Source organism: Arthrobacter sp. BB-1 (assembly GCF_006151685.1).
Lineage (GTDB): Bacteria > Actinomycetota > Actinomycetes > Actinomycetales > Micrococcaceae > Arthrobacter.
In genome coordinates, this window is sequence record NZ_VDEV01000023.1 from 20153 (window position 1) to 32055 (window position 11903).

An 11903-nucleotide genomic window follows, 5' to 3' on the forward strand; every position below is an offset into this window, starting at 1 on the left:
GCTGCTGTTGCCACCGGACACAGTAGGCTGTAAAGGACATTCCCCTGCCGCCCAGAAAGCGAAACCCATGAGCGCCGACAAGTCCACCAGCTGGTCCTATGCAGAAGATCTGCCCGCTGAGGATGAGGTCATGCTTCGGGCCCGGGAGCGCTCCTTTGAGCTGGGTGTAACGCCGGTTGGACCGGGGGTTGGCGCAGTGCTCACCGTGCTGGCCGCCGCGTCCAAGGCCCAGACCGCCGTCGAAATCGGAACCGGTGCCGGGGTCTCCGGCGTCTGCCTGCTCCGGGGCCTCGGGCCCCAGTCCGTCCTCACCACCATCGACGTGGACGTGGAACACCTCAAGGCCGCCCGCGAAGCATTTTCCGAGGCAGGCAGCCCGGCCAACCGCACCCGCACCATTTCCGGCCGGGCCGGCGATGTCCTGCCGCGCCTGACGGACAACGCCTATGACCTGGTGTTCATCGACGCCGACAAGCCAGGCCTCCCGGGCTATGTGGAGCAGGCCGTCCGGCTCCTGAAACCGGCCGGGCTGCTGATCATCAACGATGCCCTGGACAAGGACAAGGTGGCCAACCCCGCCGGCCGGGAGGCCACAACGGTGGTCCTGCGCCAGGTGGGCAAGGCAATCCGCGACGACGAGAGGCTTGCGTCCGCCATGCTTCCCACCGGCGACGGGCTGCTGGTAGCGGTCAAGAAGTAGCAGCAGGATACGGGCAGGGCCCGCAGCCTGCTGGCTGCGGGCCCTGCCCGGCACGATTATTCGGTAACGCCGACGAGGCATTCCTTGAGGTTTGCTGCTTCGGCAGCGTTCAGCTCGACCACCAGGCGCCCGCCGCCCTCGAGCGGGACGCGCATGATCAGGCTGCGGCCCTCCTTGGTGACTTCCATTGGGCCGTCGCCGGTGCGTGGTTTCATAGCCGCCATGAGGAATTCCCCTCCATTTTGTCCCAGGACTGATCAGCCCGGGCGGGCTGTGTCCGCATGTCGATCAAGCCGCTATGGCGGAGTGGATGGACACCGCCAAGGCTGAGCGTATTCTGAATGCTTTTTGTCCTTGCTTACTTATCATTATCGCGGAATTACCCGTACGTAGCTAATCGATGGACATTTCCAACGTCTTGCTATTTCAGTCCTGACCTGCGCCGAAGTCCCCGTGGCTAGGGTGGATAATCCCCGCCGCCTGGCAATTGCGCCCAGGCCCACAGCCACACGATCCAGACGATCTGCAGCAGCAGGAACATGGTGACCACGGTCCACCGGTAGGCCCGCGAGCCGGAGAGCAGGACAGCACCCAGCGCGAGCGGAAACAGCGGCAGGAGCATACGGAAAGTGCTGGTCTGCGGGTGCAGGAACACCACCAGGTACCCCATGTAGCAGGCGCACCACAGCCGGAGTTCAACGCCGAGCTGCCGTACCGGCGGCAGGAACAGCATGGCGCCGAACAGTGCCACGAAAACGAACGGCGCCAGCAGGCCCAGGACCGGGCCAAAGAGGTCGACGCCGGTGTCGAACCAGGGCTTGAAGGGCACCAGATCGTGCCCGCGCCACACAGTTTCAGTCTTGGTATAGGCCTGGATATCGCCCGTTGCTGCCCACGCGGCGGCGGGCCAGGCAAGCGCCATCGCCCCTCCGGCGGCGGTAAGGGCAGCCAGCGTCGCGAGGTCGCCGTTCGAGTGGGTCCCTTCGCGCTGCCCGCTGCCGTCCCGCGGGGCACTGAACCGCTGCCACACGTGGCGCAGGAGAACCAGTCCGAGCATGGCTGCGAACGGGACCCCCACCGGCCGCGAGAGGCACAGGAGGAATACCACCGGGATGGCCCACAAGTACTGCCGGCGCACCACCAGCAGCAATGCTGCCGCGAGCAGCAGCAGCGTCAACGACTCGGCGTAGGGCACCTGGAGGATTGCGGACACGGGGAAGGTGGAGAAGAAGGCCACGCCCCACAGGGCGGGTGCGTGGGTGGCCTTGTGCCGGAAGAGGATGTAGACCACCAGGGCGGCTCCCCACCCTGCCAGCATGGCGATGATGGTCAGGGCCGCGGCCGGATTCATGCCGGTCAGCGCGCTGAGGCCACAGGCCAGGGCAGGAAACAACGGATAGAAGGCCCAGGCGTTCTCCTGGACATTGCCGGCAGCATCGGTCGGCAGGACGGAGGGGTAGCCTTCGGCAATGACCTGGCCGTACCAACGCGCATCCCAGATGTTGATGAAGTTCCAGTAATCCGGTTTGGCGGGAAACCAGGGGTTGGGGCCCTGGTGCAGGGCGGCGGCCATGAAGATGCAGGCGGTGACCAGCCGGGCCGCGAAGTAGATGGCGGTGGCCTGCAGCCACCAGGGCCAGCCTTGGACAGCCCGCCCGGCGTGCCCGGCCAGCACCTGGAGAGACGGGACAAGGCCTGCCCGCCGCCGCGCCACGGTGCTCACAGCGGGTTCTTTCCACGCGATGTGTTGTTCTTGTCGGATTCCGGTCCGGGGGTGGCTTCCATGGCCAACAGTGCTGCCCGGAGCCCATCAATTTCCTGCTGCTTGGACGCGAGCTGGTCCCGCAGCTCGTCCAGGACCTGGTCCACCTGCTCCATCCGGTAGCCGCGCAGGCCGAGGGAGAAACGCACGCGGTCGACGTCCTCCGGGGCTGCCTGCGCCGGCAGCAGGACAGGAGGAAGGTTGGCCGGCGGCTGCTCGAAACCGCCGCCCGCCAGGACAGGCAGCGGGCCCTCGCCTGACGTGCCGGAACGTAGCCCAAGGCCGATCCAGAAAACCGCCCCAATCAGCACAATGGCCAGGAAAACCAGAAAAAAGCTCACCGTTCCATCGTGCCAGACGGGATGGCGCGCCGCCGTCCGGACGCTCGGGCTACTCCGGCCGCTGCTCCCCGTTAAGCGAGGGGGTAATGGCTACGTGGAGCACCCGGTCCACCGCCTCCGCGGGATCGTCAACCACCTGGATCAGGTCCAGGTCCTTCTCCGAGACCATGCCTTCGGCCACGAGTGTTCCCCTGATCCACTCGATCATCGGACCCCAGAACTCGACGCCGAGGAGCACGATGGGGAACGACGTCACCTTTCGCGTCTGAACCAGCACCATCGCCTCAAAAAGCTCATCCAGGGTGCCCAGGCCGCCCGGCAGGACGATGAACCCCTGAGCGTACTTGACGAACATGGTCTTGCGGGCAAAGAAGTACCTGAAGTTGATGCCCAGGTCCACCCACTGGTTCAGGCCCTGCTCAAAGGGAAGTTCGATGCCCAGGCCGACGGACACGCCGTTGCCTTCCACAGTGCCGCGGTTGGCCGCTTCCATGGATCCGGGGCCGCCGCCGGTGATGACGGCAACGCCGGCCTCGGCCAGCTTCCGCCCCACTTCGACGCCCATCTCGTAGTAGGGGCTGCCGGGCTTGGTGCGGGCGGAACCGAAGACGCTCACGGCCTTGCCAATGTCGGCCAGGGCGCCAAAACCTTCCACGAACTCGCTTTGGATGCGCAGGACACGCCAGGGATCAGTGTGGACAAACTGGCCGGGTCCCTTGGTGTCGAGCAGATGCTGGTCAGACATATCCACGGCCGCCTGCTTGCGGCGCAGTTCAAGGGGGCCCTTACGGCGCGGCTGGGAATTTCTGGCCGGATCTGCGTTGATGCTCATTCACCAAGGCTAACCTCCCGCAGGAGGTATCTCTTGAATCACGATCCGCAGGAAGTTGGGGTGATTCGCATCATAAAGACCTGTATGTTCGCTAGATTCTTTCTTATGACTACTCATGTGCCCGGAGATGCGCTTGTCTCCCTGAACGGCGTAAATAAGCACTACGGCCAGCTGCATGTTTTGAAGGACATCAACCTGCAGGTCCGCAAGGGCGAGGTTGTCGTGGTCATCGGGCCTTCCGGCTCCGGTAAGTCCACCCTCTGCCGTGCCATCAACCGCCTGGAAACCATCGAAGGCGGCACCATCAGCATCGACGGGAAGGTGCTTCCGGAGGAAGGCAAGGAGCTTGCCCAGCTCCGCGCCGACGTCGGAATGGTCTTCCAGTCCTTTAACCTCTTCGCGCACAAAACCATCCTGGAGAACGTGACGCTCGGCCCCATCAAGGTCAAGGGCGTCGCAAAGGCCACGGCGGACAAAGACGCCATGGCCTTGCTTGAACGCGTCGGCGTTGGCCACCAGGCCCCCAAGCTGCCGGCACAGCTTTCAGGCGGGCAGCAGCAGCGCGTGGCCATCGCACGGGCTTTGGCAATGAAGCCGAAGGTCATGCTGTTTGATGAGCCCACCTCGGCCCTGGACCCGGAAATGATCAACGAGGTCCTGGACGTTATGGTCCAGCTGGCCAAGGAGGGCATGACCATGATCGTGGTCACCCACGAGATGGGCTTTGCCCGCAAGGCCGCGGATCGCGTCGTGTTCATGGCGGACGGCCAGATTGTCGAAGACGCCACCCCGGAAGAATTCTTCACCAACCCGAAGAGCGAACGTGCCAAAGACTTCCTTTCCAAGCTCCTGACGCACTGACCCACACCTGAACAAACACTCCCAGTTCGCACCGAGGCCGTGACCCACGGCCATCAATGAAAGGAATGTCATGAAGGCATTTATGACCCGGCGGAAATCATTCTTCGTGGCGGCTACCGCCGCCCTCGCCCTGTCCCTGAGCGCCTGCGGCGGAGGCGGCGGCGGAACGACCACCAACCCCAGCCCTGCCGAGAAGCCGTCCTTCGCAGCCGGGACCACCATGGAGAAGCTCTCCAAGGCCGGCACGATCAAGATCGGCACCAAGTTCGACCAGCCGCTCTTCGGCCAGGTGGGCCTGGACGGCAAGCCGGTCGGCTTCGACGTCGAAATCGGCAAGCTCATCGCCGCCAAGCTGGGCATCGCTGCGGACAAGATCGAATGGTCCGAGACTGTCTCGGCCAACCGCGAACCCTTCATCGAGCAGGGCAAGGTGGACCTGGTTATCGCCACGTACACCATCAATGACAAGCGCAAGCAGGTTGTCAGCTTCGCCGGGCCGTACTACGAGGCCGGCCAGGCCCTCATGGTGAACAAGGACAACGACTCCATCAAGAAGCCGGAAGACGTCAAGGGCAAGAAGGTCTGCTCGGTCACCGGTTCGACGCCGGCCGCCACCATCGTGGACAAGTACGGGGCAGAGCTGGTCCCGGCCGCAACCTACTCGGCATGCCTGGAGCCGCTGCGCAACAAGCAGGTTGAAGCGGTCACCACGGACAACGTCATCCTTGCCGGTTTCGTTGACAAGGAACCGGACGCCTTCAAGCTGGCTTCCGACGAAACGTTCACCAAGGAGCCCTACGGCATCGGCCTGAAGAAGGACGACACCGAGTTCCGCAACTGGATCAATGACCAGCTGGAGTCCTTCGAAAAGGACGGAAGCTACAAGAAGGCCTGGGAGGCCACTGCCGGCGAAGTCATCAAGACTGCGCCCAGCCTGCCCACGATCAACCGCTACTAGGCGGCCGTTCGTTGCCGGGGCCGGTCCGCCGGTCCCGGCGACGCCACGCCTTCACTTCCGTCCACTCCCAGAGCCGAAGGATCCTATGGACGTCATTCTTGAAAACCTGCCCCTGTACTGGAACGGTTTTCTCCGCACCCTTTTTCTTTCAGCCGTATCCGGGATCATCGCGCTGGTATTGGGCACGCTGCTTGCGGCTGCCAGGGTTTCCCCGGTGGCTGCCCTCCGTAGCTTCAGCACGGTCTACGTGGAGGTTCTCCGGAACACACCCCTGACCATCGCCTTCTTCTTCGCCGCCATCGTGCTCCCCCGCCTCGGGGTCAAGTTTGAGCAGTTTGAGGTTGCCGCGATCATTGCCCTCAGCACCTACACCGCAGCGTTCATCGCCGAAGCTGTGCGTTCGGGTGTCAACAGCGTTCCGGTGGGTCAGGCTGAGGCCGCCCGCAGCATTGGCATGAAGTTTGGCCAGGTGTTGTCCCTCATCATCCTGCCGCAGGCCCTGAGGACGGTGATCCCGCCGCTGATCAACATCCTGATTGCGCTGGTGAAGAACTCCTCCGTGGCGGGTGCATTCTTTGTTTTGGAACTCTTCGGCTACGGCCGCCAGCTGGCCAACGCCAACGGTGACGCCGTCATCGCGGTGCTGTTGGGAACGGCGTTCTTCTATCTGCTCCTCACCGTTCCGCTGGGCATCCTAGCCAGCACGGTGGAACGAAAGGTGGCGATTGCCCGATGAGCTCAGTCCTTTACGACGTTCCCGGCCCCAAGGCCCGGCGCGTCTCCCTGATCGCTTCGATTGCCGGTTCCGTGCTGATCCTCGGCCTGCTGGCATGGATTGTCATGACCCTCGCGCAGCAGGGCATTTTTGAGGGCCGCCGCTGGCAGATCTTCACCCGCGGCGACGTGTGGACGCTCCTGGGAAACGGCCTCGGCGCCACCCTGAGCGCGGCAGCCCTGGCGGCGGTTATCGCCTTCCCCCTCGGACTGCTCCTCTGCCTGCTGCGAATCTCTGATGCCGCCTTCATCAGGATCCCCACCCGGGTGGTGCTGGAGTTCCTCCGCGGCATGCCCGTCGTCCTGATGATGCTGTTCGTCCTGTTGGGCTTCGGTACCTCGCCGTTCATTGCTGTTGTCACCGGCCTGGTGCTCTACAACTCAGCTGTGTTCGCCGAAATCATCCGGGCCGGCATCCAGTCCCTGCCAAAGGGGCAGCGTGAAGCCGGCCTGGCCATCGGCCTGACGAGCTTCCAGTCCCGCATGCAGATCGAGCTCCCGCAGGCGATCCGCCGCATGATGCCGTCCCTGGTGGCGCAGATGGTGGTCCTCCTGAAGGACACCTCGCTCGGCTACATCGTGGCGTACGGCGAACTCCTGCGCGCGGTGCAGGTGATGGCGGACTTCCTGGGTACGCAGTTCCTGTTCCCCATCTTCTTTGTGGCCGCCGCAATATACATCGCCATCAACATCCTTGTTTCAAGGATCGCGGTGTGGATCGAGCGCCGCGGCTCCAAGAAGGCTGCAGGCGGAATGGCCAAGGCCGAACCCGCCGCAGTGGAGGCGGGAGCGCCCTAGGCTGTACCGACACAGTGATGGCCCGGATCTTCGGATCCGGGCCATCACTGTCTTAACGGGGGCGCAGGCCGGCGGCCTAGCCTGCCATCCAGTCCTGCAGTGCCCGCAGGCAGGTACGGATGGCCTCAGCGTCAACGTGCTCATTGTCCTTGTGCGCCAGCAGCGGGTCCCCGGGCCCGAAGTTCACTGCCGGAATCCCCAGTTCGCTGAAACGCGCGACGTCGGTCCAGCCGTATTTGGGCTTCGGCCTGGCGCCCACGGCGGAGACGAAGGACGCAGCCGCAGGGTGCTGGAGGCCGGGCCGCGCCCCGGCGGCAGCATCGGTGCGGACCACGTCAAACCCCTCAAGGAGTTCCCGTACCACGGCTTCGGCCTGGTCCGGCGTCTTGTCCGGGGCAAACCGGTAGTTGATCTCCACCACGCAGCGGTCCGGGATGACGTTTCCGGCAGTGCCGCCGTTGATCTTCACGGCGTTGAGGCTCTCCCGGTACTCCAGTCCGTCCACGTTGACGGTCAGCGGCTGGTACGCGGCCAGCCTCGCCAAAATTGGCGCGGCGGCGTGGATGGCGTTGCTGCCCATCCATGCGCGTGCGGAATGGGCAGCCTCCCCCACGGTTGTTACTTCAAACCGGCTGGTGCCGTTGCAGCCACCTTCCACCGTCCCGTGGGTTGGTTCCAGCAGGATCGCAAAGTCTCCGTCCAGCAGGTGGCCGTGGTTCCGCACCAGCCGGCCAAGTCCGCTTTTGACGGCCTCCACTTCCTCGTGGTCGTAGAAGACGAAGGTGACGTCCCGCTTCGGCGACGCCCCGTCGTCGAACATGGTGGCGGCGAGGGCAAGCTGCACCGCGACGCCGCCCTTCATGTCCGTCGCGCCGCGGCCGTACAGGATCCCCTCGCCGGGGACGCCGGAGTCCCAGGTGGAGGGGACAGTCCCTTTTGCTCCGTCCGCCAGGGGCAGCGGAACGGTGTCCAGGTGCCCTGCCAGGATGACCCGCTCCGGACAGCCCAGCTCGGTACGGGCGATCATAGAATCCCCGTCCCGGAGCACGCTCAGTTGGGGGATGCCCAACAGCGCCGCCTCAATGGCGTCCGCCAGTTCCGTTTCATTTCCGGACACACTGTTGATGTCCATGATGGCGGCTGTAAGGAGCGCAACGTCCTGGCGGAGGTCGAGCGTCAGGGTGGAAGGGTCCGGAGTGGTTTCGGCAGTCACGAAGCCAGTCTAGTTCGGACCCTGTCCCTGCCCCTCGATAGACTGGGGCCATGACTGAGACTGCTTCTTCCGCCGTGCCCGAAACCTCGAACGCAACCACCGACGATCGCTCCGCCTACGGCTTCGGCGTGGCCACCATTGCCACCGCCGACGCCAGCGTACTGGATGTGTGGTTTCCGGCACCGGCCCTCGGTGTTGCCGCCGAAAACCTGCGTTCCGTGGAGGACGCGGACCAGTCCCTCATCCTCATCGCAGAGAATGGTGCCGACGAGGACCGCGGCACGGAGCAGAAAGTGGTTTTTGTCCAGATCAACCTCGATGAGGCCCCGGCCGATACCGCCGATGCCTACCTGCGCCTGCACCTCCTCTCGCACCGCCTCGTCAAGCCCAACACCATCAACCTGGACGGCATCTTCGGCAACCTGCCCAACGTCGTCTGGACCAACTTCGGCCCCGCCCCCGTGGAGGGCTTCGAGCTGACCCGCGCGCGGCTGCGGCGCCGCGGCGCCGTCACCGTCTACGGCATCGACAAGTTCCCGCGCATGGTGGACTACGTGGTGCCCACCGGCGTAAGGATTGCCGACGCCGACCGTGTGCGGCTGGGTGCCCACCTGGCGGAAGGCACCACCGTGATGCACGAAGGCTTCGTCAACTTCAATGCCGGAACCCTGGGAACCTCCATGGTGGAAGGCCGCATCTCGGCGGGCGTAGTGACCGGCAACGGCAGCGACGTCGGCGGCGGCGCCTCCATCATGGGCACCCTTTCGGGCGGGGGCAAGGAAAAAATCACCATCGGCGAGCGGGTCCTGCTCGGCGCAAACTCAGGCGTCGGCATCAGCATCGGTGACGACTCCGTGGTCGAGGCGGGGCTGTACGTCACCGCGGGAACCCGGGTCCGTGTCCCCGGGCCAAAGGATGAGGTGGGTGAGGACACCACCAAGATCGTCAAGGCCGCGGAACTGTCCGGCGTGCCCAACCTGCTGTTCCGCCGCAACTCCACCACGGGCGTGGTGGAGGTCCTCCCCCGCCAGGGCCAGACCGTGGAACTCAACGACGCCCTGCACGCCAACTGATCCTTCCATGGCACGAAGACGCAGCCTGCGCCGCCTCGTGGTACTGGTGCTCACCCTGGCACTGGTAGCCGGCGGCATCTATTCGGCCGTGTTTTTCCTGCAGCGTTCCGAAACCCTCGTTTCGGAACGCTGCAGGGCCGTGATTGACGAGCGGACCTCCGAGCTGGCCCCGGACCAGGCCGTCTACGCGGCGCTGATCACCGCTGTTGCCGTGCAGCGCGGACTTCCACCGCGGGCTGCGAGCATTGCGCTGGCTACCGCCATGCAGGAGTCCAAGCTGCGGAATATCGAGCACGGAGACCAGGCCGGCCCGGACTCGCGCGGACTGTTCCAGCAGCGTCCTTCCCAGGGGTGGGGGACGGAGGAACAGATCATGGATCCGTACTACGCGGCGAATGCCTTCTATGACGCCCTGGTAAAGATCCCCGGCTATGAGTCACTTGAAATTACCGAGGCAGCCCAGCGCGTGCAGCGTTCCGCCTACCCCACCGCCTACGCGCAGCACGAGGAAATGGGACGGACCTTTGCTTCCGGCCTGACCGGCCAGACGCCAGAGGCCGTCGAATGCACCCTCCGCGCCGCCGGCACTGGCGGCGACGCCGCAGCGGTGTCCGCCGAGCTGGACCAGGCGTACGGCCCGCTGGGAACAACCGTTGACGGTGAGACCCTGGTGGTCGAGGCTGCGGGCAGCCAGGCATGGTCCGTGGCCCAATGGGCGGTTGCCAACGCCAAAGGCTTTGAGGTCACACAGGTTGAGGTGGCGGGCAGGAGCTGGAACCGTGCATCGCGGGACGGCTGGCAGGAATCTACAGCCCCCGAGGGCGAGGTCCGGATCACCGTAGCTGCTGGCGAGACTGCCAGTTGAGGGCGGGCTATCGCGGTGCAGTCGGCGTCTGCGCCCAGGCCAAGGCACCCTAAACCAGGATCTCCACCACTGGCTGCACGTAGCTGCGGAAAAGCTCCGGCTCGCCCATCAGCTTGTTGCTCATGATGATCTTGTCCGGCTCCATGTACCAGGCCCGCTGTTCGTTCAGCGGCAGCTCGATGATGGTCAGCTTGAAGTCACGGGAATCACGGCCCACCTCCATGAGCCTGTCATCGACCATGTCCTCAAGAAGCTGGTCCGCACCGCTGGCTGCCCGCTCCGCCTCTATCTCGGCGTACTCGCTCCTGCGCTCCCGGGCCCAGGTGAGGGCAGCACCGAAATGTGCCTGCAGCACACGCTGCAGCGCTGGCGAATTGCCGAAGGCATCGAAGTTGGGCGGTGACAGGTCCGGGGACGTGTGGGGATGGGCCTTGAGCAGCTGTTCCCACCAGGCTTCCCACTCTGTCTTCAATGCACTGAGGCCACCGACATCCGCGGTCAGGTGCGAATGGTCGGCGCGGCGGACCTTTGGCGCCGCATGGGACAATGATGGCTGCCCTGCCCCGTCAAGCCCTGCAGTATCCCGGACGTACAGGGCTATCATCATGGGCCCTGACGTGTCCGTGGTGATTTGCCACCTGGTACCGCTTGTCTGATGCATCCGACGTCCTTCCGTGGCGTGCTCTTACCGGGGTTGGGTGATCGGGCAGCGCCCCCTGGTAATCAGTCTATTCCCCCCAATGCCCACGTTAGTGGCTGTCATCACATCCCGTCGAGGTGCCGTTCAAGGACGTCGATGCACATATCGCGCGTCATCCATTCGGGTTGCAGCAGCGCATGCATGCACAGCCCATCGAGCGTTGCCAGCAGCCTCTCCGCCTCCAGCACAAGGCTTTCCTGCGGCTCGTCCTCCGGCATCAAGGCGCTGACTACCCGCCCCACGATGACGGCCACCTCGCGGTGGCTCCGGTCCGCCTCGGCAGCCAGGAACGGCCGCACCCTGGCCGCATTCTTGAACGCCATCCAGGCGCACGCCTCGAGCGCACGCTGCTCATCCAGGGGCAGGATGCCGCACAGCAGTGTTAACACGGCCCCGCGGTGCTCATCGGAGCCGGGAACGGCCTCATGCACCGCCGGCAGGGACATTCCAAGCCGGCGGACGATGCGGTCCACTACAGTGGCGAATGAGTAGGAGAGCAGTTCCTCGCTGCCGGCGAAGTAGTGCCGCACGGAACCCACAGCGAGCCCGGCCTCATCGGCCACTTCCCGCAGCGAGGCCCGCTCCAGCCCGTCACCTGCAATGATCCGAAGAACTGCTTCAACCACGTCCTGGCGCCGGGTTTCGGCATCTACGATTTTGGGCACTACTTCTATTTAGCACGGATGTGCGCTCCTAGGGGCCCCGGCATGCCGTGGCCCGTGCATCTGACCCTGGCCCGGGCAGCTACGCTGCCCGGCATCCGGGATGCGGCGGCGGCAGTACGTGTTGTTGGGATAGCGTTGAGGCATGAAGATTCTGGTCACCGGAGGCACCGGCTACATCGGTTCCCACACTGTTTTGTCCCTGCAGGAAGCCGGCCATGACGTGGTGGTGATCGACAACCTGGTCAACTCCAGCGAGGAGTCCCTCCGGCGCGTAGCCGAACTCAGCGGCAAGACCGCAAAGTTCCATAATGTCGACCTCGTGGACGAGGCCGCCGTCGAGCGTGTCTTCGCCGACAGCGCT

At 64.7% G+C, this 11903-nt stretch carries 15 protein-coding genes; 8 read left to right on the forward strand and 7 right to left on the reverse strand.

The genetic code is table 11. The features are described 5' to 3' along the window. Window positions 1-67 precede the first annotated feature (67 nt). On the forward strand, window positions 68-700 hold the full coding sequence (locus tag FHJ30_RS13610) for an O-methyltransferase (protein ID WP_139029817.1): 633 nt from the start codon (window positions 68-70) through the stop codon (window positions 698-700). Window positions 701-756: 56 nt separating this feature from the next. Here FHJ30_RS13610 and FHJ30_RS13615 read toward each other — a convergent pair whose 3' ends face one another. The 4 genes from FHJ30_RS13615 to FHJ30_RS13630 all read right to left on the reverse strand — a co-directional run bounded on the left by FHJ30_RS13615 (window position 757) and on the right by FHJ30_RS13630 (window position 3635). Then, window positions 757-924, reverse strand: coding sequence for a DUF3117 domain-containing protein (locus tag FHJ30_RS13615; protein WP_009357720.1), 168 nt, complete (start codon window positions 922-924; stop codon window positions 757-759). A gap of 233 nt (window positions 925-1157) precedes the next feature. Beyond that, the gene (locus FHJ30_RS13620; RefSeq protein ID WP_139029818.1) at window positions 1158-2423 is read right to left on the reverse strand and encodes a hypothetical protein; all 1266 of its coding nucleotides are present in this window, start codon (window positions 2421-2423) and stop codon (window positions 1158-1160) included. Beyond that, window positions 2420-2803 carry a DivIVA domain-containing protein gene (locus FHJ30_RS13625; protein WP_139029819.1) on the reverse strand — a complete coding sequence of 128 codons (384 nt, stop codon included), beginning with the start codon at window positions 2801-2803 and terminating at the stop codon, window positions 2420-2422. The genes FHJ30_RS13620 and FHJ30_RS13625 overlap by 4 nt, the downstream gene beginning before the upstream one ends. A gap of 49 nt (window positions 2804-2852) precedes the next feature. Continuing rightward, window positions 2853-3635 (reverse strand): TIGR00730 family Rossman fold protein, encoded by a 783-nt coding sequence (locus FHJ30_RS13630; RefSeq protein WP_104998519.1) that lies wholly within the window; start codon window positions 3633-3635, stop codon window positions 2853-2855. A gap of 105 nt (window positions 3636-3740) precedes the next feature. On the opposite strand from FHJ30_RS13630, the gene FHJ30_RS13635 reads away from it, so the two are divergent. The 4 genes from FHJ30_RS13635 to FHJ30_RS13650 all read left to right on the forward strand — a co-directional run bounded on the left by FHJ30_RS13635 (window position 3741) and on the right by FHJ30_RS13650 (window position 7026). Beyond that, window positions 3741-4496, forward strand: coding sequence for an amino acid ABC transporter ATP-binding protein (locus FHJ30_RS13635; protein WP_139029820.1), 756 nt, complete (start codon window positions 3741-3743; stop codon window positions 4494-4496). A 70-nt stretch (window positions 4497-4566) separates the two neighbouring features. Then, a complete protein-coding gene (locus FHJ30_RS13640; RefSeq protein ID WP_139029821.1) occupies window positions 4567-5454 on the forward strand; it encodes a glutamate ABC transporter substrate-binding protein in 888 nt (295 codons plus the stop codon). An 85-nt stretch (window positions 5455-5539) separates the two neighbouring features. Then, window positions 5540-6190 (forward strand): amino acid ABC transporter permease, encoded by a 651-nt coding sequence (locus FHJ30_RS13645; protein ID WP_139029822.1) that lies wholly within the window; start codon window positions 5540-5542, stop codon window positions 6188-6190. Beyond that, on the forward strand, window positions 6187-7026 hold the full coding sequence (locus FHJ30_RS13650) for an amino acid ABC transporter permease (RefSeq protein ID WP_139029823.1): 840 nt from the start codon (window positions 6187-6189) through the stop codon (window positions 7024-7026). Before FHJ30_RS13645 ends, FHJ30_RS13650 begins: the two co-directional genes overlap by 4 nt. A gap of 76 nt (window positions 7027-7102) precedes the next feature. Here the strand turns inward: FHJ30_RS13650 and dapE are convergent, their stop codons facing one another. After that, window positions 7103-8239 carry a succinyl-diaminopimelate desuccinylase gene (gene dapE / locus FHJ30_RS13655; protein WP_139029824.1) on the reverse strand — a complete coding sequence of 379 codons (1137 nt, stop codon included), beginning with the start codon at window positions 8237-8239 and terminating at the stop codon, window positions 7103-7105. Between the two features lie 50 nt (window positions 8240-8289). Between dapE and dapD the strand changes: the two genes are divergently transcribed. After that, entirely contained in the window at window positions 8290-9312 is a 1023-nt protein-coding gene (gene dapD / locus FHJ30_RS13660; RefSeq protein ID WP_139029825.1) for a 2,3,4,5-tetrahydropyridine-2,6-dicarboxylate N-succinyltransferase, read from the forward strand. Window positions 9313-9319: 7 nt separating this feature from the next. Next, window positions 9320-10177 (forward strand): hypothetical protein, encoded by an 858-nt coding sequence (locus FHJ30_RS13665; RefSeq protein ID WP_139029826.1) that lies wholly within the window; start codon window positions 9320-9322, stop codon window positions 10175-10177. A gap of 49 nt (window positions 10178-10226) precedes the next feature. Here the strand turns inward: FHJ30_RS13665 and FHJ30_RS13670 are convergent, their stop codons facing one another. Both FHJ30_RS13670 and FHJ30_RS13675 read right to left on the reverse strand, forming a co-directional pair. Next, entirely contained in the window at window positions 10227-10838 is a 612-nt protein-coding gene (locus tag FHJ30_RS13670; RefSeq protein ID WP_139029827.1) for a hypothetical protein, read from the reverse strand. A gap of 101 nt (window positions 10839-10939) precedes the next feature. Continuing rightward, window positions 10940-11542: a TetR/AcrR family transcriptional regulator gene (locus FHJ30_RS13675; protein ID WP_139029828.1), complete on the reverse strand. Its 603-nt coding sequence runs from the start codon at window positions 11540-11542 to the stop codon at window positions 10940-10942. A 142-nt stretch (window positions 11543-11684) separates the two neighbouring features. Between FHJ30_RS13675 and FHJ30_RS13680 the strand changes: the two genes are divergently transcribed. Beyond that, window positions 11685-11903: SDR family NAD(P)-dependent oxidoreductase (locus FHJ30_RS13680; protein WP_139029829.1), on the forward strand; the 219-nt coding region annotated here is incomplete at its 3' end.